Raw genomic sequence first — 23324 nt, 5'->3', positions numbered from 1 at the left:
AAATCCATGAAAAGACTAACAGTTGCCGGCCGGTTGATGATCACCGCGCTGATTTTGGGAGCCATATTCGTAGGGTACAAATACTTCGGCGGCCAGAAGGCTCTGGACCAAATGGCTGCTGACCAAGCCCAAAGCCCTCAGACAGAAGCTACCACCGGAGAATCCGAGAGCCCCGCACCTGGGGGATCGTCGCCTGAAAATACCGAGGCCACATCGGCAGTTGCAAATGCATTCAGCTACACGCCACCTGTCCCCGTCGACGGCAAACTGAAAGGCGTCGTAGAGCTGGGGGCAAGCGGTTTTAATTCTTTTGTTATTAAAGTCGACAAGGAGAAACGCTGGAAGCTTGAAAAATCAGAATTTGGCAACAGCCTGGTTACCGAGAACATGGCTACCGACGAAGATGTCCGCATTGGTTTGAAAAAGTACATTGGTACGATGCTGGACTACGGCGTAGGAAGCAAGGACATTCATTTTGTTGTTAGCTCCGGCGCTGCGAAAGCTGAGGTTACTACGAAAATTACCCGGGTTTTGAAGTCGTTGGGCTATGTAGTGAATCAGGTTACGCCAGAGCAGGAAGGGCAGCTGGCACTCAAATCGGTTCTACCTGCGGAATACGCCAGCAAGGCATTCGTGGTTGACATTGGCTCAGGAAATACCAAAATTTCGTGGATCAGCGGGTCGAAGGTCTCGGCAATCGAATCTTATGGCGCGAAGTATTTCCAGGACGGGACGGACGACAGCAAGGTATACCAGGAAGTGAGCGCGAAAGCAAAACAAGTACCTGCCGAATTACGGACAACCTGCTTCATCATCGGTGGTGTACCTTTCGAAATGGCCAAGGAAGTGCGTAAGGGAAAAGAACGCTACACGACTTTGAGCGCGCCTCTTGCCTATTCCAAATTAACCAATGCTAAATCAAAAGCAGGAGTTAACATTTATAAAGCCGTTACCGACGCGACCGGTTGCCAGCAATTTGTCTTCGATTGGGACGCTAACTTTACCATCGGATTTTTGCTAGGACTATAATAAAGGAAGAGGGAGGAATGGAGGAAAGGGAAATACTCCTCCCGGGCTCCTTCCTCCATTTCTCCCTCTTCCCATTCCTCCATCCTCCTTCCCCCCATCCTCCCATTTTCACAAATGACACTATCACAGTTTTTCGCCTCCGTTTCTTCCAATCCGTGGCCCGCAGCAGTTTACTTTTTGCTATTGCCATTTGTTGCCTGGGTGGTTGGTATGGCTGCTGACGGGAGTCGTGATGTCAGATTCTGGAGTGTTGTTTATGCTATCCTTGTCTATGCAGTTTGCATTCCCGGAATTTTCGCCGTTACACTCAACATCTACCTTTTTTTCTTCGAACGTCAGAGTGTCTGGCAAGCCAACATCGTTTTACAGTTTTTGCCGATCATTTCAATGGCTGTTACATTGATGCTGATCAAAAGCAAGATCCCTTTCTCACTTATTCCCGGTTTTGGCAAGATTTCAGGTTTTCTTACCTTAATTGCCGCGCTCATCGGCGTGATGTGGTTCTTTGACAGAATCCACTTTGTAGCATTTACTTACGTTCCGTTTTCGGTCATTTTAATTGGTTTTATCCTCACTTTGCTAGCCATCAGGTTTGCATGGAGCAAATTGTTCTGAACAACGGCACGTATATTCAAATCTCTGTCAGCAGCGAGCAGAAGCTTTTTGCCCGCCAGCTCGTAGAGCACTCGCTCCGTCACCATCACGTATCAAACATTTGGGATAAAAATAAAGAGCGCCTCACGCAAACCCGCATGTTGCGGTTCACGGGTACACTGGGAGAAATCATATTCGCCGACTGTTACCATCTCCCCCGTCCGAGCCGGTCATTTGGGGCCACCGATGGACAAGACTGGGGAATGGACTTCGAGATTCGCTCCGACCAGGATATTTTTGTGGTGGACATCAAATCCATGAAACGGAAATCCGGAGAACTGGGGCGAGACTACGTATTGAATATTCCAGCATCCCAATTGCACAAACCGGGCGCCAAAACCTCCCACTACTTCTGCATCTCTTTTCACCAATCTGAATCCGAAGGCACTATTGCCTCACTGATCGGCTTCCTGGACAAACAGGAACTGGCAGACGGCACAACCGGGAAACTATTTGCGCAAGGCACAAAGCGTACCCGAAAAGATGGTAGCAGTTTCACCTTCAATGAGGCCACCTACGAGGTGCCACTCAGCGACATACGCCCGCCCGTGATAACCAATTCTCTACGCAGGATAAAGGGTTTCCGCTTTTGTTCATTGAAATGAGTATGTTTTGTGTGTATTTTTGAATAACACTCATTCATTTTCGTGAAAACAATGAAAACTGCAAAAGAGCCAAAGGTTAAATTGACTTTGAGTGCCGGTCAACTTCGTAAAGGAAAGACAAACAAACATTTTTCTGGCGAAGATTATGGCCATAATTTAGGAAAGGACGACAACCCGGAAGTTTCGGAATTTCGCAATGCATTGTCATATCAGTTAATGCATTGTCATATCAGTTAATGGGCTGTGCAAAAGGTCCGCTAAGCCAATTGACTGATGACCAGATAAAGGATATGATGGTGCTCGACAGGTATGGCCTATGAGGCTGTTTTTTGATACGAATGTGCTTCTTGATCATGCCCTTTCCCGTCCTACCGGACAGCCCTCAGAGATTGCTTATCCAGTGTTTTGGGCTGAAAAACATGATATTCCTGTGTATATTTCTCCCGGCTCTCTGTACTCATTTCAAAAGAATGGAGTCAGAGGCGATAATTTAAAAATGAAGATTGAACATTACTTTTCGCTTTTGCATTTGTGTTCAAGCGGTAGAAGCTATTTTCTGCAAGGCATCCGGTCCGATTTCAGAGACACCGAAGATGTCTTTCAGTATTTCCACCGCGTACAAGCCGCATGCGATCACCTGATTACATGCAACGTGCGTGATTTTAAAATTCATGCAACTCAAATGCGGGTCTTTTCGCCTGCTCAGTTTCTCAACCAGGTTCTGAACAAACGGCCCGGCATCGACTTCTGACAAATGGCTTCTCAAACACGCAGCTATGCGCAAAAAAAGCTTCTGGGCCAGGTTTACACCCCTTCGCATATCGTTGAAAAGATACTGCACATTTCGGGGTTCTACGAGATAGATTTAGGTCATAAAACCTTCCTGGATCCGGCGTGCGGCGATGGTCGTTTCCTGGTGCCTGTTGCTGATTTTATCATCAAAAATTCACCTCCGGAACAGCTTGTCGAAAGACTACTGTGCATTCATGGCTGGGATATCGACCGGAACGCATTGCTCCAATGCCGCGAAAACCTGGACGCGCTGATCGTGCCACTGGGTATTTCGGTGCAATGGAACCTGCGGCGCTGCGATGCGCTCAAACAAAGCCGGCATCGTCAGAAGTTCGACTTCATTGTCGGCAATCCGCCTTATATCCGGATTCAGCATTTGCCGGAGCAACAACGCAAATACATTCAGAAGAACTATTCGTTTTGTAGCAGCGGCTCCACGGATGCATATATCGCATTCTTTCAGCTTGCATCGAAGCTGCTTGCCGAGCGCGGCGTCTGCGGGTTTATCACTCCCAATTCCTACCTGGTTTCCGAATCGGGCCGTCCATTGCGGACCTATTTTCAAAAGCAACAAAACCTGCTGCATATCACGAATTTTGGCACTGTGTCGGTTTTTGGGGCCGCGTCTACCTATGCGGCGGTGACGGTTTTTGGCAAGGCGGGAAACGATGGCTTCCGGTTCGAACAATGCCTCAACAACCGCTTTGAATACGAAGGCAGGGACATTCCCTACCCGGAAGTCAAACCCGATCTGCCATGGCAGCTTTCGGTGCGGATGCAACCTCAGGCAACGGGAAAGCGTCTGGGTGACATTTGTAAAATTTCAGTCGGGCTAACCACTCTTTCCGACGGGTGCTATCTGTTTACAATCCTCAGTGAAAAAAACGGAGTAGTTTATGCGCGGAATAAAAACGGTTTTTTCACACATCTCGAAAAAGGATTACTCAAACCGGTCGTCAAAGGATCCAAACTCAAGGGCCCGGACGATGAAGTAACCGAATATATTTTATTCCCATACCAAAAGGACATTGCTGAAAAACAGCGAATTATACCGGAAGAGACCCTTAAATCTGAATTTCCGCAAACTTATTCCTACCTGCTTAAAGTAAAACCGGAATTAGATCGTCGTGATAATGGGAAGCCTAATGCCGTCGCATGGTACGCGTTCGGAAGGGCGCAGGGGTTGGACAATGCATTTGGTAAAAAGATCATTTTTTCACCCATGAATCGGGAGCCCAATTTCATTTTGTATAAAAATCCGGACGTAACAGTTTACTCGGGGTATTTTATTAAATACGAGGGAGATTACGACGCACTTTTGAAGCAACTTAATTCCCAGCGCATGGCCGACTTTATCGCCACAGCCGGACGGGATTTTCAGGGTGGCTATAAAGGCTACAACAAAAAGATAATCGAGAATTTTATCATCACCAATCACTCCTGATGCCATGGATGTCCAGCATGCCGCCAACCGCCTTATCTGGCTTTGCGATAATATTCCCGCTTTGCTCGATCTCATCCCGGACCATGAATTTACCGCCAGGCCTGCACCAGGCAAATGGAGCAAAAAGGAGATTCTCGGGCATCTGATCGACAGTGCTGCCAACAATCACCAGCGGTTTATCAGAATACAAGCTGAAAATGAGCCTGTTATTTTTTACAATCAGAACGACTGGGTAGCACTCAGTAATTACAACGCCGTAAGCCCGTCTCATCTGATTGCGCTCTGGAAGTACTATAATCTTCACCTGATCACCCTGGGTAAGGCAATTATACCCGAAAACCTGCAAAAGAACGGCATTGGGCGTGACGGTCAGAAGCATACCCTAAAATGGTATTTCGACGATTATGTCGATCACATGGAGCACCATTTACGACAGATCGTGTCCTATTAACCAAGCATTTTTCAAATCCACACGTCGAAAATCTCAGGAAATAAGAATATAAATAAACGAACGTTCATTTATATTTGCAATCGGAAAAATTGCATTTACATTGAGAACAAGGGACTTAAATAAAGAGGCGGTAATCCGCGAAAAAGCCATTGAGCTGATCGTCCATGACGGTTTCGACGGGTTGAGCATGCATAAGCTGGCGAAAGCGGCCAACGTTTCCGTCGCGACTATTTACATTTATTTCAAAGACCGGGAAGACTTGATTCAGCAAGTTTACAAGGAAGAATCCAGGAAAATGACAGACGCCACTCTGACCGGTTTCGATCCCGATTCACATTTCGATGAAGGATTGAAGGTCCAGTGGATCAACCGCATGAACTATTGTCTCGAAAATCCTTACAGCATGACATTCATGGAACAGGTAAAGCATTCGCCACTCCTGGATCGCTCGACTGTGGATACCCGTTTTTTGCAGGCCATGGGCCGGTTTGTGCATAATGCCATTGAGAGAAGGGAGTTGATTCCCCTACCCGTCGAGATCTACTGGTCAGTTGCATTTGCACCTCTTTACCAATTGGTTAAGTTTCATATTTCAAAAAGGAGCATGCCCGACAGACCTCCTTTCATTTTTGATGAAGAAAAAATCAATCTTACTCTCGGATTGATACTCAAAGCCCTGAAACCTTAATTTTCAGGCACTGAAACCGGTCCGCATCCTAATTTGTTTGCTATGAACGATTCAAGTACAACCCATCTGTTTGTCCTGGTTTTCAGAACCAATATAAACAGTACACAACAGGTAAAATCCATTTCGGCCCTGCTGGACCGTTGCCCGGAAATACGCAAATGGAATGTCGATATTTCCGACATCGACAAGGTGCTCCGCATTGAATCCACCCACGAAAATTGCGGACGGGTAATCGAAATGGTGACTAATGCAGGGTATGCCTGCGAAGAATTAACAGACTAATGTCCACAAAAAATCAACCCTATGTCCGAAACAAAAACAAACACCTTTACGGGCTATGAGAAGTTCATCATAGCACTCCTTGCTACGTTGCAATTTACGGTCGTCCTCGATTTCATGGTACTTTCGCCGCTGGGATACATCCTGCTCGACAAACTCTCCATCACAACCAGCCAGTTCGGTTTGGTTGTGTCGGCGTACGCATTCAGCGCAGGGGCGTCAGGCCTCCTTACTGCCGGCTTTGCCGATAAATTCGACCGGAAGAAGCTGCTTATATTCTTTTATTGCGGCTTCCTAATCGGGACGTTCCTGTGTGGAATAGCGCCCACCTATCCAACTCTACTGGCAGCCCGGGTCTTTACCGGGGTTTTTGGTGGCGTAATCGGATCTATCAGCTTTGCCATTATTACCGATCTGTTTGCCATCCAGGTTCGCGGGCGTGTAATGGGTTTTGTACAAATGGCTTTTGCGAGCAGTCAGGTTTTAGGTATCCCCATCGGCCTGTATCTCGCCAAGCAGTTCAGCTGGCATGCGCCGTTTCTGATGATCGTGGGACTGGGCCTGATCGTCGGCATCCTGATCGTCATGTATATGAAGCCGATCAATGCACACCTGAAAATGCAATCGAAAGGAAATGCTTTCCAACACCTGGGCAAGACCCTCGCGCGCCCGGAATATCTCCAGGGGTTTGCAGCCACTACCCTGCTCGCGACCGGGGGCTTCATGCTCATGCCGTTCGGTACTGCCTATGGCGTGCACAACCTCGGTATTGCAGAAGCTTCGCTCCCCACATTGTATATGGTAACGGGTATCAGTATGCTTGTCTTCAGCCCGATGATCGGCAAGCTCAGCGACAAGATCGGCAAGTACAAAGTGTTCCTGATGGGGTCGGCCATTACCTGTATCATGACCTTCATTTATTGCAACCTCAGCATTACACCGCTGTGGATTATCATCGGCTTGAACATCCTGCTCTTCATCGGAATCACCGGCCGGATGATATCAGCCTCCGCATTGATGACCGCAGTCCCCGACCCCCAGGACCGCGGCGCTTACATGGGTATCAACTCGTCGGTCCAGCAGATTGCCGGCGGGCTGGCTTCCTTGCTGGCAGGTTTTATCGTGTCGGAAACGAGCACCGGTTTCATCGAAAACTACCCATTATTGGGTGACGTCGTCGTGTTCGCGGTAATCGTTACAGCATTGCTGATGTACCGCATTCATAAGTATGTCGGCCAAAAACTGGCGGCCACCCCACCCGTCGGCGCGGCTAACCCGGCGGTCTGAGCCTTTTTGGTCACATTTATTGTCACCCTGATCGAAGTCGAATGGCGTTATGTCAAACACCTTTCGACTTTGGTCAGGGTGATACGCGTTTTAGGGCAGGTAGTTAATTTTTACAACAATTTGATAATTAATATTTTACAGGATGGTTAAAAATAAAATCTTTTAATACTTATTATTCTTTTAAAAAGATTGATACATTTATGTCGACAAAAAACTTTTAAGACTTTCTATTTGGAAGGATTAGGTATAAAAATATTTTACGTTTATTTACATATTCGACATGAAATAAACTATTAACTTTTTATACATATAATACTTTTAAATGAAAATCATCAGTATTGTCAACAACAAAGGTGGTGTGGGAAAGACTACATCAGCCCAAAGTATTGCTGCCGGTCTCAGCAAATTTGCCAATGCCCGTGTGTTGGTTATTGACCTGGATGCGCAAGCCAGTCTTACAAAAAGTTTCGGCATTCACCATGCCGGTCTTAAGAAGGACAGCGGCTCGTTCATCACCGGCGAATACGAATTTGATGAGATCGTCAAGCGTGTTGGAGATATTGATGTTTTACCAGGATCTGCTGAAATGATCCACCGGGAAGACACGATCAAGTCGGCTCCGATTTTTCCTTTCAACCTGAAAATTGCTTTGGAAAAAGTAAAGGACCGTTACGACTTTGTGATCATCGATTGCCCTCCCGCCCTCTACGGAAATACGAGGCTGGCATTGGTTTCATGCCACCAGTATTATGTTCCGTTACAGGCAGAGTTTTTAAGCTACGAGGGTCTTCGAAACTTCCTGGTGTACTCGGCGGAGATTAAGAAGATCAGTCCGAGCACTAACCTCGGTGGGGTTTTCGCGACACGCTACAATCCGAAGATCCGGAAGAAGATCAGCCACGAACTGATCATGGCAACCCGGGAACAACTGGGTGAGGTTTTTATGGAGGCTTACATCCGCGACAACATTGCATTGTCGGAAGCGCAGGCCAACGGAACCACGATCTTTGACTACGCGCCAAACAGCAACGGAGCCGAGGATTATTATAAGTTAACAAAAGAAATACTGGAACGAATAAATAACTGACACTATGGCAAAGGAAAGGAAGTTTGATTTTGCACCCCTACCCCTGGTAACCGATGTACAGGAAGATGAGCCGGCCTTCAAACCCGCAGAAGCGGTTGCCGATGGAGCTCCTACCAAAGTAACTTTCGATTGTGACTACGTGTTGATGGAAAATATGAAAGATTACGGCTATTGGGAGGGTCTTACGCAAAAAGACATCATATTGGAATCCTTAAAGCTGTATTTTCAGGACAAAGAAATCCGTCCGCGCCCCGATAAGATACGTAACCGCACCAAGGTGGGCCGCAAACCCAAGTCTATGGCGGAATAAGAAAAGTCTCCTTCCGGGAGACTTTTTCGTTGGAACCTAATCGGGCCTGATCATTGAACTACCATTTTCCCCGTAGCCTCCCGCGCACCATTTGTAAACCGATAGAGGTAAATGCCGGCAGGCACACGCAAGGAAATCTCTGTTTTTAATAAGAAAGATTTCGAAACAAGCTCCCTGCCGGACTGGTCATACAAAACCAGCGTGGATTTACCGGGTAATGCTGTTTCGACAGAAACATGATCCGTCGCAGGATTCGGCGAAACCCGCACCCACTCTTCCCGGTCGTTTGGTACAGAAAGGATTGGATCCACTTTCACTTCCGTCTGCGCCGTTTCAGTGCAGCCATTTACATCCGTGACTTTAACTTCATAGACCCCTGCCTGACTAACCCCAGCTTCACGAATAGTTGTGTTTGCGGTATTCGCCGAAAAACTGCGAGGCCCAATCCATTCGTAGCTATTGCCTCCTTGCGCGGTAAGTTCAATCGTCTCGCCCACCAGGTAAGGACCGGTATTACTTGCGATGGCAGCAGGTAGCGGCAACACCGTCACCATAACTTCGCTTGTAATCGGTGATTTCCCTTCCACTTTGCAGTAAGCGTTGAACTTCGCGGTCTCGGCTGGTTTCACAGAAATTGCCGCTGCCGTTTCGCCTGTCGACCAGCTCAATGTACCGGAACAACCGTAGGCATTCAGGATTGCGCTGTCACCGGCGCAGATCGTGTCCTTCGAAGTTAGAACCCTAAAAACACCAGGCATTCGTGACCGAAGTGACCAGTTAACCGTTTTTGTCCGGACATTTCTGATACCATTTCTCCGGCTGGTAGCAGTCGAATCAAAAATAGTGGCGGTAAGTGTTGAAAAATCCTGCGTCTGATCTGCATCGAGCACTACCCCGTCAACGCCGTGCGCAATCAGTTCACCATTCAATCGCCATTCAACCTGTAAAGTGTTTGGGCTGGGCTTTACCAATGTCAATTTAAAATGGCTTTCTGCATTTACATTTACCGCATGGACAGTATCGGGGTCGATTCGGTCGAGGGGACTCACCAGCTCTAAAATCCTTTCAGTTGTTGCCTCCCGGCATACTACGCAAAACTGTTTATCTATAAACTCCATCATACAGGTGCCGTGTGCCGGTTTATACCAATGTTCCGCACCGTCGCTGGTCCCATGCTGATAAATGCCGATGGGAGGAGTTTTTAACCAGTTCTTCCATTTGATTGTATACGGATTATTGTCGGCAGTCCTGTTGGCCGCTTCCCCTCCCGAAAACCAGTACTCGTCTGCCAGTTGACCCAAAGTATGCCCCACCTCATGTACCCCAACGCGGTCCGCTTGTTCCTGGAGGGTATAAATAGCGATACCGCCTCCGGAGCCGCCATAATACTTCGAATTAACCAACACTATCACCAGATCGTGCATGGGAAAATGGGTAGCCATCAGCTCAGCAAAAACGTCATTTTTTGTTATCTTAACTAACCGGTGATTATATTCACCAAATGACACACCAAAAAAGGTGTCCTTCACTTCAATGGGCTGATCAGGATAAGCGTCGGAAGCTGTTCCGGGATTCGTGACGCCACTTTCCCGCGAGGGAGTACGAATCGCGAAAAAATTAAAATAATCGCGGTAACGGTCGTAGGGATCGAAGGCGCGTAAGAAATCCGAGAACTTCCTGGCTTCGTCGGCAAATTGGGGCATCTCCTGTGCTGTAAAACCGTCTCCCAGGATCACGACGTTGACGCGGTTATCCAGCGGCCCGGTCTTGTAAAGGGTATCGACCTGGTAATGCTGTGCAAATGCAGCTGTACACCAACCCAATGCACATAGTGTGTGAATGATTATCTTCATGACTGATTGATTTACCTAAATTTAAAGTATTAAACGCAATAATCATAGGACAATCAGCACTCTCACAATCGGCCGTACAGCAGTTTAATGGCAATTTTCAAACGAACGGTAAGTTACATACGCCTTAGAAAAATCAGCCCTAGCCGAAAGAAAAATATCAGTCTTGGAAAAAATACGATTCGTTGAGATTTACCGGATCGCTAGTTTCCCCGATGTTTCCCGGGCACCATTTACAAAATGATAGACATAAAGGCCAGCGGGAATCCGCAAAGCTATTTCCGTTCTGGAGCGGAAAGACCTGGACAACAACTTTCGTCCTGACTGGTCATATAAAATCAACACAGACTCGCCGGGCAGCACAGTTTCAACCAAAATATAATCTGCCGCAGGATTCGGCGAAACACGCACCCATTCTTCGGGATCCTGGGGCACGGACAGAATAGGGTCTATTTTAACTTCTGTCTGCACAGTTTTGAAACAGCCATGCGCGTCCGTTACTTTCACTTCATAGATGCCCGCCTGACTAGTCCCCGCCTCAGAAATAGAAGCATTGGCTGTGTTGGCAGAAAAGTTACGCGGTCCAGCCCATTTGTAATCTACCCCGCCCTGAGCCGCCAGCTCTACCGTTTCGCCCACCAGATAAGGCCCGGTGTTGGTCGCCATGGCAGCTGGCAATGGGAGCACAGTTACCGCTGTTTCGATTGTAATGGTTGGCTGGCCCTGCATTTTACAATAGGCTTGGTATCTGGCACTTGCGGCTGGCTTTGCAGAAATGGAAGCTCCCGTTTCACCGGTCGACCAGCTCAGTGCGCCAGAGCAACTGTACGCGGTAAGCATTACCTCATCACCTTCGCAGATCGTGTCTCTGGAAGCTACAACCCTGAATACATTCGGCGTTTTTGATCGAAGCGACCAACTCACCCTCCGCGTACGGATCGCTCTGATGCCGTCCCTTCGACTGGTTGTAGTAGAGTCGAAAATGGTGGCTGTCAACGTTGAACCATCCGGAATTTGGCTGTCATTCAATACCAGCTCGTCGCCGTGGACGGCGGCGACATTGTCATTCAATCTCCATTCTACCTGTAAAGTATTGGGCTCCGGTTTTACCAAAGTTAACCTAAACCGCGTGTCACCCTCGGCGTTCACCACGTACGCGCTATCGGGCTCGACCCGTTCGATAGGGTTAACGAGCTGTAAAATCGTCTCGGTAGTTGCTTCACGGCACACAGCACAAAATTGCTTATCCAGGTATTCCATCAAACAGGCGCCCTGCGTCGGCTTGTACCATTTGTCCGCGCCGTCGCTGCTGCCATGCTTGTAGATGCCGATCGGTGGGCTATCCAGCCAGTTTTTCCATTTGATAGTGGCCGGATTGTAGTCGGCAGTCATGTTGGCGGCTTCCCATCCATAAATCGCACCCGCCCAATACTCGTCGTTCAGGTGTGCAAAGGTATGCCCGACCTCATGCACGCCGATGCGATTTGCAGCGTCATGGAGCGTGTGTACGGCGATTCCCCCACCTGAGCCTCCATAAAAAGTAGTATTAGCCAATACGATGACGAGGTCATACATCGGGAATTGACTCGACATGAGATTCCCGAAAACATCCCACTTCGAGATCGTCACAAGCCGGTGAATGGAATGCCCGAATGAAGCGCCGAAAAAAGTGTTTTTTGTAACAACCGGCTGGTTCGGATACGCATCCGGCGCTGTGCCGGGGTTGCTGATGCCACTTTCCTGGGAAGGTGTCCGGATTGCAAAAAAGTTAAAATAATTGTGATAACGGTCGTAGGGATCGTAGGCACGGAAAAAATCTGCAAACTTTTTAGCCTCTCCGACGAATTTTGGAAGCTCCTGCTCCGTAAAACCGTCACCCAGAATCACGACGTTGATCCGGTTATCCAGCGAGCCGGTTTTGTACAGCGTATCCACCTGATACGGCTGGCCCAGCGCCGCGGCGTAAATGCAGATAGTCAGAAGCGTCGTAAAGATTTTTTTCATAGCTAATCGAAATGCAGGGTGTAAATCTTCACAGCTCCTTTTTGAGGACTGACACTGAAAAGCTCCAATCGGTTGAGTCCCGGATTCTGTTGCAGGCGAACCAGCATGGTGCCCTCCTTCGACGTCGCCTCAACCTGCCGGATTTTGCCGGAAGGGTCACTGATCTCGGCGGATTTGAAAAGCGGATGTTCAAAAGCCATCTCCCTTTCAATTGTATTCGTAGTGTATCGCGGAATGGCTATGATCTGATATGGGAAATGTACCGGACGGAGCATTTCCTTCATCCGGCCATTGCCTGCGTTGGCGTACATCAGCCTGACTTTCTCTCTCCCCCCCACCTCACCGGTTATCTGAAATGTCAGAAAAATGATATGGTCTTTAGATTCTCTGTTGTAATTAGGGAGTTGGCCAACCATCAGCGAAGAACGGCCGGGTCGGCAATTCATGGCCGACAAGCCCGCAACAGCGATGAGAAGTGTGGATAGCAATTTTAGCATGTGTGCACCCGGAAACGCAACTGTACCAGCCTAAATATACAGTTTTGCCCGGGAAAATCACAGGCTTGCCATTACTTCTTCCATTTCATGAATAGCGATCTGCACATCTTCTTCACACGTACGGTAATTCACAAATGCCGCTCGTAACGCAGGTTCACCCCGCAGCAAAGTCGGGGTCATAAAAACCTTTCCCCGCCGGTTGAGATTTCGAAGAAACTGGGGCATCTTTTCAATCGTTGCTTTCAACCTGAAACATACCACATTGAGCCTGACTGGCGCCACCAGCTCGAAATGATCGCTTTCGTCGATATACTTCCCCAACTGTGCCGCGCGCGCAACACTATTTGCCACGATCTGCTCAAACCCTTCACGGCCATAAGCAGTCAGGCTGAACCAGGCCGGTAATGCGCGGAAACGCCGTGAATTCTCGGGCAGAAAATTGAGATAGGAGAAATTTTCGGACGGATCGCCCAGATAAGGCGCATTGGAGTTTTGAAAAGTACGCACTTGCAACCGGATATGTTCCTCCCGTACGAGCGAGATCGCGCTATCGTAGGGCACATTCATCCACTTATGATTGTCGATAGTAATGCTGTCGGCGTGCTCCCAGCCGCTTAAAAGGTGCTGGTGTTCCGGAGAACAGGCCGCAAAACCACCAAAAGCGGCGTCGATATGCAGCCAGAAATCATATTTCTTTTTCAATGCAGCAATGGCTGCGATATCATCGAAGTCGACCGTATTCACGGTTCCCGCACTGCAATTGACAATCACAGCCTTATTCTGATTTTGCAGTAAGCGGGTTTCCAGGTCGTGCACATCTATTGCCTCGCGATCCGGAAGCGTTTTAATCCGCATGACATTACTGCTGCCGATTCCCAGCATGGACAGCGACTTAATTACCGATGAATGAGGTGTTGCAGCCATAATGGCCATATCTCCACCCACCCCTTGTCGCGAAATGTCCCGGCCCGATTTTTCCCCGGCCCATTGCCTCGCCACAGCCAACCCTGTAAAGTTTGACATCGTAGCACCTGTCACAAAGCCGCCTGTGAAATGCTCCGGCAGACGCAGCAGCTGGCAAAGCAACCTGATCGTCTCCTTTTCCACGATTGCCGAGACATCCCCCTCTCCCTGGACACTCTGTGTATTCTGATCGTACACGGTGGTTAGCCAATCGCCAGCAATCCCGGCCGGAGTAGCCCCACCCGTCACGAATCCCCAGTAACGCGGCCCGGCACTGGCCACCAGCAGTTTTCGGTATTGTTGCTCGAATATTTCCAATGCCCCTAACGCTCCGGTACCCTGTTCGCGCAGGGTTTCGCCCGTAACCTCCTGATCAACCGCACTGGTCGGCCGTTGAGCCAGATTTTCCAGAAATTCCAAACTACTGTTCTTGACCTGCACGAGGATCTCATCCAGGTTACTTAGTTCATTTTCAAAAGATTCGAACATATTATTGATTGTAATGTGCTTTTACCAAACTGATTTTGCCCTCCGCATCGAGTTGCATAAGCTCCGCGGCCATTCGATTATTAACACTTTTGTAGCATAAAATCACTGAACTTGCGCCGGAAAGCACCTCATACAACTCAAAATGCAAGTCAGAATAGACGGACAGCGCTTTGGAAAAATAGGTTTCCAGCTCGGATTTGCTGTCAATAAGCCCTTCTTCATTTATTCCGAGTTTAATAATGTAGGGAGATTGGAAAACGATATCATCGGCATAGAGCCGCATGATGGCCGTTAGGTCACGGCTGTTCCAGGCGTCAATCCATTGCCTGGCAAAGGATTGAGCAGAGTCTTGAGTCCAATTCATATATACTTTATTGTTGTGCTGCTTGCATTTGCGTGGCCCAGCGCCTGTGGTAGTTGATCTGGCCCAGATGCCAGGACAGATGTGCCAGTAAATGACTGAGAACGAGATCAACGCGCTGTTCTGGAAACATATCGAGTACTTCGCGGGGATATTCGGATCGCATCTGATGTTCGCTGAGGCGCTCCAATGTATCAATCACCATGTCATGCAGCACGTCCAGTTCAGACAGCAGCTGTTTTTGGACAAATACCTTTCTATTGAACTCAGCGTCCCGGTCACGTGTATACGTGTGCCCACCCAGCGTGAGGCAGACGTATGTGCGCAGGTTGCCGATCAGATGCTGACACAAATTACCTCCGGGGTTGATCGTGCCTGGCAACTGAATCCACAGGGCCGTTTCGGAGGTATAAGCCGCAATTTCCTGCCGGAGCTTTTTCAAATCCCGACTGTATAATGTGATGAATGTGTCGTTACTCATGAGTCCCTGTAATTGTTGATCCGCTATTCTTTAATTTATACCTCTGGTTAATATGCTCTCAGACTGCTTTTCACAACTCCTCTCGATTTGACCGGCACAAAATTCCAGCAGTTAAATGTAATAAAACAGATTCACTTTTGTTATTTTGAAGCATAACAGATTTATCGTATTTATTTCATGGTTGAAGAATCCATCCGCGAGGATTTCCTCTATTCGCAAATCGCTGACCGATTCATGGTACAGATCGAAAAGGGAATCCTGAAAGCCGGTGACAAACTCATATCACTCCGGGCGCTGAGCAAAGAGCAGGGGATCAGTCTCAGCACCGCATTCAAGGCCTACGTTGAACTGGAAAACAAAGGCGTGATCGAGGCACGGCCAAAGTCGGGGTATTTTGTTCGTTTTTCACCACTGAATGCGCCCGAAAGGATCCGGTCGATTCCTGCTGAGCCCGTTATTGAAAAGGCCAACGTAGACGAGATGATCCGTACAGTGTACAAAACCATGACCAGCGAGGGCATTATCCGTCTCTCTGTCTCAGCGCCCAGCGCCGAACTGATACCGGAAGCCAAGCTCAACAAAGCGATGATTGAGGCCATCCGCAAAAGCCCCACAAGCTGTACGCAATACGAAGAGATTCAGGGCAACTTGCAACTTCGCAAGCAAATCGCCCGCTATGCTTTCAACTGGAACGGCAATATCACCGGGGACGATGTTGTCACCACGCAGGGTTGTATGGAAGCGCTTATTTTCTGCCTCAAGGCCGTCACGGAACCAGGCGATACGGTAGCCATCGAAAGCCCTATTTATTTCGGGATCTTCACGATCATGAAAAGTCTGGGATTGAAGGTCCTCGAAATCCCCTGCCACCCCGATGATGGTGCCGATCTGGAATACCTGGAACAGGCGCTCGAAACGATACCCGTCAAGGCAGTGCTTTTTGTCCCTAATTTCTCGAATCCGACCGGCTCGCTCATGCCCGACCACCGAAAGAAGCAACTCGTGGAAATGCTCGCTGTCCGCGAGATCCCACTGATCGAGGATGATATTTATGGTGAAATGTATTTCGGCAAAACAAGGCCACGAACCTGCAAAAGCTATGATAAAAACGGAATGGTCATGCTCTGCGCGTCAGTTTCGAAGACGCTTGCACCAGGTTACCGTGTTGGGTGGTGCATCCCCGGCCGATTCAAGGACAAAGTACTGAGCAACAAACTACTACATACGGTCTCTTCCGCCACTCCTACCCAGGCGGCAGTGGCCAACTTTTTTGAAACCGGACGATACGATCTGCATATGCGCCATCTTCGGAAGGCGCTACACACCCAATGCCTACGCTACTTACAAGCGATTGCCGACTATTTCCCGCCGGATACCCGGGTCGTCAGGCCGCAGGGAGGTTATGTGCTTTGGATCGAACTCAACAAAAAAGTAAATGCATTCGAACTCTTCGAAAATGCAATTCAGGAAAGTATCAGTATCGCGCCCGGCCAGATTTTCAGTACCGACGCCCGGTTCGGCAACTACATCCGGATCAGCTTCGGCGCGCCTTACAAAGCGCTGATCGATACGGGATTGAAAAAACTGGGAGAACTCATAAAGCTCATGTCCGTATAAGGTAAAAACGCGCAACAATATTGCAATTAATTGATTTTCAGCACTTGTAACCCTGTTGCACTGCATTGTAACCTACCTTTGTAGCGATCCCGCTGGAAATAAATCCGGTACGCCGGCAGCCTGATTGACCATCCGATATTGAACAATTGCATTATGAAACTCGACGACAAAACCTTCACACATCAACATACTGACGATTGCTGCTCGACAGAAACACATTCATCCGCCAAACCTGTTCATAAGCATGACGGTCATTCTCATGGTGACCATGACCACGGTGATCACGACCATGATCATGATGGCCATAGCCACGGAACCGGCGCAGACGCGGGCGTTCTAAAAAGCCGCTGGATGCTTTGGCTAAGCCTCGCCATCCTCGCTATATTCTTGATACTGAATTATGTAGTTAAACTACCCATACCCCGATTGGTCGAAATAACCCTCATGCTGATCGCTTACGTGCTGGCAGGGAACAAGACAGTCGCGCTGGCATTCAGAAAAGCTGGCCGTGGTGATTTTTTCAATGAATTCACCCTCATGACGATCGCCACATTCGGGGCGTTTTACATTGGAGAGTTCAGTGAGGCCGTCGCAGTGATGATCTTCTATGAAATTGGAGAGCTATTTCAGGATATCGCCGTCAATCGCTCCAAAAGATCGATCAAGGCGCTGCTCGACATCCGGCCCGACAGCGTCACGGTGATCCGTGATGGCAAGAACAGACAGGTATCCCCCACGGACGTTATAATCGGAGAGAAAATCCTGGTGAAGGCCGGTGAAAAGGTCGCGCTTGACGGGGTATTACTCTCAGAAACTGGCACTTTCAATACCGCCGCATTGACGGGCGAACCGAAGCCGGATGTTATAGCCGGGAGTCAAAAAGTACTGGCCGGAATGATTGCCATCGACAAAACGGTGGAGATTGAGGTAACGGCATTGTTCAAGGACTCCAAACTTTCACGTATACTGGAAATGGTACAGGAAGCCAGTGCCAGAAAGGCCCCTACCCAATTGCTGATCAGCCGCCTTGCCAGGATCTACACGCCTATTGTCTTCTTGTTGGCCTTGCTGATCATCACGGTGCCTTTTTTCTTTGTCACACAGTACAATTTTGATCAATGGCTCTACCGGGGAATGGTTTTTCTGGTGATCGCCTGCCCGTGCGCGCTGACCATATCGATTCCATTGGGTTATTTTGGCGGCATCGGACTTGCCTCCCGCAACGGCATTCTGGTCAAGGGCGCCAACTTCCTCGATGTAATTACCAAAATCGACACCGTAGTTTCCGACAAGACAGGTACGCTTACCAAGGGCGTTTTTAAAGTCCAGAAAGTTGAATCTGTGGGCAACAAAGCCGATTTCCTGGCACTTGCCGCTTCACTTGAAAGCTACTCCACGCATCCGGTTGCACGGGCTGTCGCAGAATATGCTGACGGCACCGGTCTCACAGCTCCTTCTCAGGTAGAAGAGATCGCCGGCCACGGCCTGAGCGGAATCGTCAACGGCAGAACAATTCTCGCAGGCAATCTGAAACTACTGGACAAAAAGGCGGTCAGCTACCCTGAAAATCTGACCGGCATTCCCGAAACCATTGTCGCCGTAGCCATTGACGGAGCCTATGCGGGCTATATCACCATAGCCGATGAAGTCAAAGAAGACGCTGCCGGGGCTATTTCCGCATTGAAGAAACTGGGTATCGGCACTGTAATGCTTTCGGGGGACAAGGCAGCTATGGTCGCCAACGTCGGCCAGCAGCTAGGCATCGACCGAAGCTATGGCGGCTTATTGCCGGAGGACAAAGTCGCCATTGTTCAAAAACTCAAAGATGATGGCAAAATGATCGCGTTCGTAGGCGATGGCGTGAACGACGCACCCGTGATCGCCCTCGCAGATGCGGGTATCGCCATGGGAGCCCTGGGTTCCGACGCCGCAATCGAAACCGCCGACATCGTGATCCAGAATGACCAGCCTTCCAAAATCGTATCAGCTATTAAGATCGGAAAGATCACGAAAGCGGTCGTTTACCAGAACATTTCCCTCGCCATGGGAGTTAAAATAGCAGTTATGGTGCTGGGCGCCGGCGGTGTCGCCACGCTGTGGGAAGCCGTTTTCGCCGATGTAGGCGTGGCCTTGCTCGCCATCCTGAATGCGTACCGTATACAGGGTAAAAAGGTCTAGCGCATTGGTACATTCTCAAGGCAAATTCCGGTTTAATCATCAATCTTCACAATGGGAAAAAAAATAGATCAGATCACTCCTGAATTACAGGCATTTATCAACATACAAAAAATCTTCTTCGTAGCTACCGCTGCTGCTACGGGCACAGTTAACCTTTCCCCGAAAGGCATGGACTCTTTCCGGATCCTCGGCCCAAACCGGGTAATGTGGCTGAATGTAACAGGGAGCGGCAACGAAACTGCTGCGCATCTGCTTCAAAACGACCGCATTACAGTCATGTTTTGTGCTTTCGAAGGCAAACCGCTCATTCTGAGACTCTACGGGCACGCGCGTGCCTACCACCATCGGGATCCGGAATGGGACGAATATTTCCATTTATTTCCTCCGTTGGTGGGTGCGCGGCAACTGATCGACATCCATGTCGAAATTGTTCAGACATCGTGCGGCATGGCTGTCCCGTTCATGGATTATAACCATGAGCGGGAAGAACTCAACAAATGGGCAGAAAAACAGGGCCCTGACGGCATTCATGAATATTGGGGACGAAAAAACGTCACCAGCTTCGATGGATTCGAAACCGGTATTTTCGATCCTGCCGGATAGAAAAACAAAGGTTCAATTTATCTCAACCATCTGACACAAAAAACGGCCCGGGAACCGGTAAAAAAACCGTTAATACATTGGAATAATCACATCGTCCGCTCCCCAGAATACACTGATAATTCACACAGTCAATTCAGAAATCGCGGCACAACGCTATCCAGCCCTGACCATCACACGACCGGAACGGGCGGAATGCCCGCAGCCTTTTCAAGCGCAACTGTAACCCGCTCGATCCGGTCCACATTGCCCCGGCTACTATCCGAAACTGCCTGTGCCACAGAGGTTAGATAGTCACCACCCAGCTTGGTGTTGAAGAACGGGTCCTGCTCTGCGAGCACACCCCGCCAGTTTTTCCCTACAATATTTCTTGATTTCATAAACCTGATTAACAGGCGCTCCTTAATGGAAAGACCACCATACTCGGAGACTCTGGCTTGCAGCTCGGTCATAAGTGCTATACGGTGTGTGTAAAAAATTGTAATTTGCGCTTTATCAAAAACGGTAACTTTTGATCTAAACAAAAGTACAAAGCAACTGTAACCAAGTCAAGTATTTTTATATTAAAATTCTAACTAAATGTCAATCGTCGGACAACGAATCAAGAAATACCGTGAACTGGCGGGCTGGAACCAGAACAAATTGGCAAAGGCATTAAAAAAATCCGGCAAAGCGGTTATATCCAATTGGGAAACGGGACGAAACGACCCCTCGCTGGCAGAACTGCGGCTCATGGCGGAGCTTTTTGAGACTACGGTAGCACAACTGGTTGGCGAAGTTCCCATGTTCGAGGAGCCCCGCGAACAGTATATCATGATCAAAAAGGATGACCTCATCGACCTTCAGCGCAAAGCACTCGAACTGGAAGCTGAACGGATCAACAGCCTGAAAGAGCAATTGGAACAAGCAAAAAAGACCGATGAGACTGAGGATCAGGCACCATCATAGTGCGATTGTCCTTTGGAACAACGCCCGGAAGCCCAGTGCGCAGGTACCGCTGATTACAATGAGCAGGATCCAGAGCGCGCTGTACCCCCAATGTCCCGCCACGTAAGCCCCTACTACCGGTCCGATGATCTGCGCAGTTGCCTGAGCTACGGAATAAGCGGCAGAGTATTTCCCACGGTTCAGGTCACTGGCCCGGTTCATAACGAATGTGCTCAGATAAGGGAATGCAAGCATCTCGCCAACGGTAAAAAGCAAAACCGTAGCCACAGCCAGCACCACCGGCAGTATTTCCGGTATCACCAACGCAAGAAACGCTACCGCGCTGAAAACAGGGCCGGCTACCATGTAGAAATAGTCCGGCTTTCGGTTGGCCAGATTCTGAACCAGGATCATTTCAAATACGGCAATGATCAATCCGTTCATGCCCAGCAAAATGCCGATGGTCGATTCACCTATCCCCATTTCCTCCTTCCAGTAAACGGGCACGAGCCTGAAAAGCATCACAAAGCAGAACATATAAAGCGTCACCATCACAAGAAAACGCACAAAAAATCCGTCCCGCCAGGGCGAACCTGCTCCCGTCTGGCTGCTTTCAGGCAATTCAGTTTTTACTATCCGCTTTCTTTTTGGCAGCAAAATGACGATCAATATACCGGCCAGGACATACACCACTCCGTCGACCCAGAACAACAGGTGATAGTCGATCGCTGCCAGCAAACCTCCCACTCCGGTGCCAAAGCCGAAACCGACATTGGTCGCAAGACGGTTCAGCGCATAAGATCGTATCAGATTTTCCGGTGTTGAGTACGCTGCGATCGCCGTCTGATTAGCCGGTTTGAATGCTTCTACAAAAAAACTAAGGATGACAATGAGAAAGCATAGCCACGTAAAATCCGTGACAAATCCGAATAGAACGAAAAAGACGCCACTCAAAACCAGGCTTCCGATCTGAACAGGCTGAAAACCGAGCTTGTCGGTCAGATAGCCGCCCGCCATCGCACCCAGCACGGACCCCACGCCGAACAAAGTTATAATCAGTCCCGCATCCTCGATACTCCTGTGAAGACTTTGGGTAATGTACATACTCATAAAAGGCACAGCCATATAGCCGCAGCGATTCACTAATATGACCAGGCTCAGCAACCAGGTTTCGCGGCTAAGACCGCTGAACGATGTACGATAGGTGTTAATAATCTTGCGGATCATATGCTTGCGACCATCGGGTCGGCTTTTATAGCAAATCTTTAATAATCTTTACAGCCTCTTCCAGCTCACCCTGATCAGAAGAAGCAAAACCCAGTCGGATATAGTTCCTGAACTCCTCCGGATATCCGGATACTTTTCCGTTAGAGAAATACAGATCCCGTTGAGCCGCGTTCGCTGCGAGTGCTGCAATGTTAATGCGCCGATCAAACCGCGTCCAGACCGCCATTCCCCCATCGGGAACCTGAAAATGCACCGCATCCCGCAATTCCGTTCTCAGCAAATCACAGAAAAAATCGCGGCGTTGCTTGTAAATCCGGACCGATTTTCTCAGATGCCGCTGAATAATGCCCGTCTGGAGGAGCTCTGCGATCCCATTCTCCAACATCGTATCACCCTGACGGTCGATAATACGCCGTAGCGAGGCCAGATGCGCAATAATGTCCTCAGGCCCCACCAGATAACCGATCCGGAATGCCGGCGAGATGGTCTTGGTAAATGACCCGCAATAGAGCACCATCCCGGCAGGGTCGGCGCCGATCAAGGGCAAGAGCGGCTTGCTCAGATAGTGAAAATCATAGTCATAGTCGTCCTCGAATATCACAAAGCCAAATTCCTCTGCCAGTTTCAGCAGCTTGATACGCCTTTCGGGCCTCAATGCAACGGTCGTCGGGTACTGGTGATGCGACGTGACGTACACCATCCTCACGGCCTGTCTGCGGCACAGCTCTTCCAGCACATCTACTTGCATACCATACTCATCCGCAGGCACATAACACACCCGTGCGCCCGCCTGTGTGACATTCATGGTTGCTCCAAACCAGCCCGGGGCATCTATTGCCACACAATCTCCCGGACGGAGCAGGCTCGTTGCGGCAAGATACATACCCATAATGGTTCCTCTGGTTATGAGGATGTTAGTTGCAGTGGTTTTCAATCCCCTGGTCTCATTCAGATAAGTGGAGAGCTCCTGTCTCAGCCAGCTGGTACCGCTGGTGTCCCCGTAGCCCAGCCTTACATAGGAATTGCCATGTAACAGCTGACTCCGGTACGCCCGTGAGAGGTCTTCCAATGGTGCTAACCGCGGGTCAGGGAAACCATCGTCGAGATGCAGGCGCGACCCTGCCTTTAATACCGGACGATCCAAATGCGGCGGCTTTTCGAAACGAAATCCTGCTTTTTTCAAAGGGTCGCGGTTCGGTACCTCCCGCGTGGGTGCCGGCAACGGACGGATTTCCGGTAGATTTTTTGCCACAAATGTCCCGTTTCCCGTCTGGCTCTCCAGCCAGCCCTGTGCAAGCAACTCGTCGTATGCTTGCACCACCGTTCTCCGATGTACTTTCAACACGGCAGCCAGTTGCCTTGTACTCAGCAATCGGTACCCCGATTGCAGCGTCCCGTTTTTAATCAGACCCATCAACTGGTTCGCGATCTGGATATACACCGGCAATTTCCCTCCTTTCTCGGGTGTGATCAGGGTGGACAGGACGTTCATCATAATTGGACC

25 protein-coding genes are annotated in these 23324 nt (G+C 49.1%); 16 read left to right on the top strand and 9 right to left on the bottom strand.

Features of this window, described 5'->3' with window-relative positions; all coding sequences use genetic code 11:
* Positions 1-6: 6 nt before the first annotated feature.
* From BP71_RS04590 to BP71_RS04535, 12 genes are all read left to right on the top strand, one after another.
* Complete coding sequence (locus tag BP71_RS04590) at positions 7-1029, top strand: Ppx/GppA phosphatase family protein (RefSeq protein WP_496377078.1); 1023 nt, start codon at positions 7-9, stop codon at positions 1027-1029.
* Between the two features lie 114 nt (positions 1030-1143).
* A complete protein-coding gene (locus BP71_RS04585) occupies positions 1144-1644 on the top strand; it encodes a hypothetical protein (protein ID WP_496377076.1) in 501 nt (166 codons plus the stop codon).
* Positions 1626-2288: a hypothetical protein gene (locus BP71_RS04580; RefSeq protein ID WP_496377074.1), complete on the top strand. Its 663-nt coding sequence runs from the start codon at positions 1626-1628 to the stop codon at positions 2286-2288. Before BP71_RS04585 ends, BP71_RS04580 begins: the two co-directional genes overlap by 19 nt.
* Positions 2289-2339: 51 nt before the next feature.
* Positions 2340-2525, top strand: coding sequence for a hypothetical protein (locus tag BP71_RS04575; RefSeq protein ID WP_496377072.1), 186 nt, complete (start codon positions 2340-2342; stop codon positions 2523-2525).
* 79 nt (positions 2526-2604) lie between these two features.
* Positions 2605-3039, top strand: coding sequence for a PIN domain-containing protein (locus tag BP71_RS04570; protein WP_496377070.1), 435 nt, complete (start codon positions 2605-2607; stop codon positions 3037-3039).
* Positions 3040-3042: 3 nt separating this feature from the next.
* Positions 3043-4524, top strand: a complete 1482-nt coding sequence (locus tag BP71_RS04565; RefSeq protein WP_496377068.1) for an HsdM family class I SAM-dependent methyltransferase — start codon at positions 3043-3045, stop codon at positions 4522-4524.
* A 4-nt stretch (positions 4525-4528) separates the two neighbouring features.
* On the top strand, positions 4529-4975 hold the full coding sequence (locus BP71_RS04560) for a DinB family protein (protein WP_496377066.1): 447 nt from the start codon (positions 4529-4531) through the stop codon (positions 4973-4975).
* 100 nt (positions 4976-5075) lie between these two features.
* Positions 5076-5663: a TetR/AcrR family transcriptional regulator gene (locus BP71_RS04555; protein WP_496377064.1), complete on the top strand. Its 588-nt coding sequence runs from the start codon at positions 5076-5078 to the stop codon at positions 5661-5663.
* A gap of 42 nt (positions 5664-5705) precedes the next feature.
* Complete coding sequence (locus BP71_RS04550) at positions 5706-5945, top strand: hypothetical protein (protein ID WP_496377062.1); 240 nt, start codon at positions 5706-5708, stop codon at positions 5943-5945.
* A 21-nt stretch (positions 5946-5966) separates the two neighbouring features.
* A complete protein-coding gene (locus BP71_RS04545) occupies positions 5967-7229 on the top strand; it encodes an MFS transporter (protein WP_496377060.1) in 1263 nt (420 codons plus the stop codon).
* A gap of 322 nt (positions 7230-7551) precedes the next feature.
* The gene (locus BP71_RS04540) at positions 7552-8316 is read left to right on the top strand and encodes a ParA family protein (protein WP_496377058.1); all 765 of its coding nucleotides are present in this window, start codon (positions 7552-7554) and stop codon (positions 8314-8316) included.
* A gap of 4 nt (positions 8317-8320) precedes the next feature.
* Positions 8321-8626, top strand: coding sequence for a hypothetical protein (locus tag BP71_RS04535; protein ID WP_496377056.1), 306 nt, complete (start codon positions 8321-8323; stop codon positions 8624-8626).
* Between the two features lie 50 nt (positions 8627-8676).
* On the opposite strand, the gene BP71_RS04530 is transcribed toward BP71_RS04535, so the two are convergent.
* The 6 genes from BP71_RS04530 to BP71_RS04505 all read right to left on the bottom strand — a co-directional run bounded on the left by BP71_RS04530 (position 8677) and on the right by BP71_RS04505 (position 15271).
* Entirely contained in the window at positions 8677-10479 is a 1803-nt protein-coding gene (locus BP71_RS04530; protein ID WP_496377054.1) for a M64 family metallopeptidase, read from the bottom strand.
* A gap of 189 nt (positions 10480-10668) precedes the next feature.
* Complete coding sequence (locus tag BP71_RS04525; RefSeq protein WP_496377052.1) at positions 10669-12480, bottom strand: M64 family metallopeptidase; 1812 nt, start codon at positions 12478-12480, stop codon at positions 10669-10671.
* A gap of 2 nt (positions 12481-12482) precedes the next feature.
* Positions 12483-12977, bottom strand: coding sequence for a hypothetical protein (locus BP71_RS04520; RefSeq protein WP_496377050.1), 495 nt, complete (start codon positions 12975-12977; stop codon positions 12483-12485).
* Positions 12978-13034: 57 nt separating this feature from the next.
* Entirely contained in the window at positions 13035-14429 is a 1395-nt protein-coding gene (locus BP71_RS04515) for a pyridoxal phosphate-dependent decarboxylase family protein (RefSeq protein WP_496377048.1), read from the bottom strand.
* A gap of 1 nt (position 14430) precedes the next feature.
* On the bottom strand, positions 14431-14793 hold the full coding sequence (locus BP71_RS04510; protein WP_496377046.1) for a nuclear transport factor 2 family protein: 363 nt from the start codon (positions 14791-14793) through the stop codon (positions 14431-14433).
* 7 nt (positions 14794-14800) lie between these two features.
* Positions 14801-15271: a DUF1572 family protein gene (locus BP71_RS04505; protein WP_496377044.1), complete on the bottom strand. Its 471-nt coding sequence runs from the start codon at positions 15269-15271 to the stop codon at positions 14801-14803.
* 177 nt (positions 15272-15448) lie between these two features.
* Here BP71_RS04505 and BP71_RS04500 point away from each other — a divergent pair, with 177 nt between their 5' ends.
* From BP71_RS04500 to BP71_RS04490, 3 genes are all read left to right on the top strand, one after another.
* Positions 15449-16888 (top strand): aminotransferase-like domain-containing protein, encoded by a 1440-nt coding sequence (locus BP71_RS04500; RefSeq protein WP_496377042.1) that lies wholly within the window; start codon positions 15449-15451, stop codon positions 16886-16888.
* A gap of 153 nt (positions 16889-17041) precedes the next feature.
* Complete coding sequence (locus BP71_RS04495; RefSeq protein WP_496377040.1) at positions 17042-19066, top strand: heavy metal translocating P-type ATPase; 2025 nt, start codon at positions 17042-17044, stop codon at positions 19064-19066.
* Positions 19067-19117: 51 nt separating this feature from the next.
* Positions 19118-19669 carry a pyridoxamine 5'-phosphate oxidase family protein gene (locus tag BP71_RS04490; protein ID WP_496377038.1) on the top strand — a complete coding sequence of 184 codons (552 nt, stop codon included), beginning with the start codon at positions 19118-19120 and terminating at the stop codon, positions 19667-19669.
* A gap of 170 nt (positions 19670-19839) precedes the next feature.
* On the opposite strand, the gene BP71_RS04485 is transcribed toward BP71_RS04490, so the two are convergent.
* Entirely contained in the window at positions 19840-20118 is a 279-nt protein-coding gene (locus tag BP71_RS04485; RefSeq protein ID WP_496377036.1) for a hypothetical protein, read from the bottom strand.
* A 127-nt stretch (positions 20119-20245) separates the two neighbouring features.
* On the opposite strand from BP71_RS04485, the gene BP71_RS04480 reads away from it, so the two are divergent.
* Complete coding sequence (locus tag BP71_RS04480) at positions 20246-20614, top strand: helix-turn-helix domain-containing protein (protein ID WP_496377035.1); 369 nt, start codon at positions 20246-20248, stop codon at positions 20612-20614.
* On the opposite strand, the gene BP71_RS04475 is transcribed toward BP71_RS04480, so the two are convergent.
* Entirely contained in the window at positions 20609-21820 is a 1212-nt protein-coding gene (locus tag BP71_RS04475) for an MFS transporter (protein WP_496377033.1), read from the bottom strand. The genes BP71_RS04480 and BP71_RS04475 overlap by 6 nt on opposite strands.
* Before the next feature lie 25 nt (positions 21821-21845).
* Positions 21846-23315, bottom strand: coding sequence for an aminotransferase-like domain-containing protein (locus tag BP71_RS04470; protein WP_496377031.1), 1470 nt, complete (start codon positions 23313-23315; stop codon positions 21846-21848).
* Positions 23316-23324: the final 9 nt, after the last annotated feature.

This window comes from Dyadobacter ginsengisoli DSM 21015, assembly GCF_059568735.1.
The sequence above is the reverse complement of the archived record's forward strand: the minus strand, read 5'-3'. Positions and strand labels throughout refer to the sequence as shown.

Bases quoted from the DNA above. Each gene is read 5' to 3' on its own strand.
- BP71_RS04590 (WP_496377078.1), top strand. From the start codon at position 7: ATGAAAAGACTAACAGTTGCCGGCCGGTTGATGATCACCGCGCTGATT.
- BP71_RS04585 (WP_496377076.1), top strand. From the start codon at position 1,144: ATGACACTATCACAGTTTTTCGCCTCCGTTTCTTCCAATCCGTGGCCC.
- BP71_RS04580 (WP_496377074.1), top strand. From the start codon at position 1,626: ATGGAGCAAATTGTTCTGAACAACGGCACGTATATTCAAATCTCTGTC.
- BP71_RS04575 (WP_496377072.1), top strand. From the start codon at position 2,340: ATGAAAACTGCAAAAGAGCCAAAGGTTAAATTGACTTTGAGTGCCGGT.
- BP71_RS04570 (WP_496377070.1), top strand. From the start codon at position 2,605: ATGAGGCTGTTTTTTGATACGAATGTGCTTCTTGATCATGCCCTTTCC.
- BP71_RS04565 (WP_496377068.1), top strand. From the start codon at position 3,043: ATGGCTTCTCAAACACGCAGCTATGCGCAAAAAAAGCTTCTGGGCCAG.
- BP71_RS04560 (WP_496377066.1), top strand. From the start codon at position 4,529: ATGGATGTCCAGCATGCCGCCAACCGCCTTATCTGGCTTTGCGATAAT.
- BP71_RS04550 (WP_496377062.1), top strand. From the start codon at position 5,706: ATGAACGATTCAAGTACAACCCATCTGTTTGTCCTGGTTTTCAGAACC.
- BP71_RS04545 (WP_496377060.1), top strand. From the start codon at position 5,967: ATGTCCGAAACAAAAACAAACACCTTTACGGGCTATGAGAAGTTCATC.
- BP71_RS04540 (WP_496377058.1), top strand. From the start codon at position 7,552: ATGAAAATCATCAGTATTGTCAACAACAAAGGTGGTGTGGGAAAGACT.
- BP71_RS04535 (WP_496377056.1), top strand. From the start codon at position 8,321: ATGGCAAAGGAAAGGAAGTTTGATTTTGCACCCCTACCCCTGGTAACC.
- BP71_RS04530 (WP_496377054.1), bottom strand. From the start codon at position 10,479: ATGAAGATAATCATTCACACACTATGTGCATTGGGTTGGTGTACAGCT.
- BP71_RS04525 (WP_496377052.1), bottom strand. From the start codon at position 12,480: ATGAAAAAAATCTTTACGACGCTTCTGACTATCTGCATTTACGCCGCG.
- BP71_RS04520 (WP_496377050.1), bottom strand. From the start codon at position 12,977: ATGCTAAAATTGCTATCCACACTTCTCATCGCTGTTGCGGGCTTGTCG.
- BP71_RS04515 (WP_496377048.1), bottom strand. From the start codon at position 14,429: ATGTTCGAATCTTTTGAAAATGAACTAAGTAACCTGGATGAGATCCTC.
- BP71_RS04510 (WP_496377046.1), bottom strand. From the start codon at position 14,793: ATGAATTGGACTCAAGACTCTGCTCAATCCTTTGCCAGGCAATGGATT.
- BP71_RS04505 (WP_496377044.1), bottom strand. From the start codon at position 15,271: ATGAGTAACGACACATTCATCACATTATACAGTCGGGATTTGAAAAAG.
- BP71_RS04500 (WP_496377042.1), top strand. From the start codon at position 15,449: ATGGTTGAAGAATCCATCCGCGAGGATTTCCTCTATTCGCAAATCGCT.
- BP71_RS04495 (WP_496377040.1), top strand. From the start codon at position 17,042: ATGAAACTCGACGACAAAACCTTCACACATCAACATACTGACGATTGC.
- BP71_RS04490 (WP_496377038.1), top strand. From the start codon at position 19,118: ATGGGAAAAAAAATAGATCAGATCACTCCTGAATTACAGGCATTTATC.
- BP71_RS04485 (WP_496377036.1), bottom strand. From the start codon at position 20,118: ATGACCGAGCTGCAAGCCAGAGTCTCCGAGTATGGTGGTCTTTCCATT.
- BP71_RS04480 (WP_496377035.1), top strand. From the start codon at position 20,246: ATGTCAATCGTCGGACAACGAATCAAGAAATACCGTGAACTGGCGGGC.
- BP71_RS04475 (WP_496377033.1), bottom strand. From the start codon at position 21,820: ATGATCCGCAAGATTATTAACACCTATCGTACATCGTTCAGCGGTCTT.
- BP71_RS04470 (WP_496377031.1), bottom strand. From the start codon at position 23,315: ATGATGAACGTCCTGTCCACCCTGATCACACCCGAGAAAGGAGGGAAA.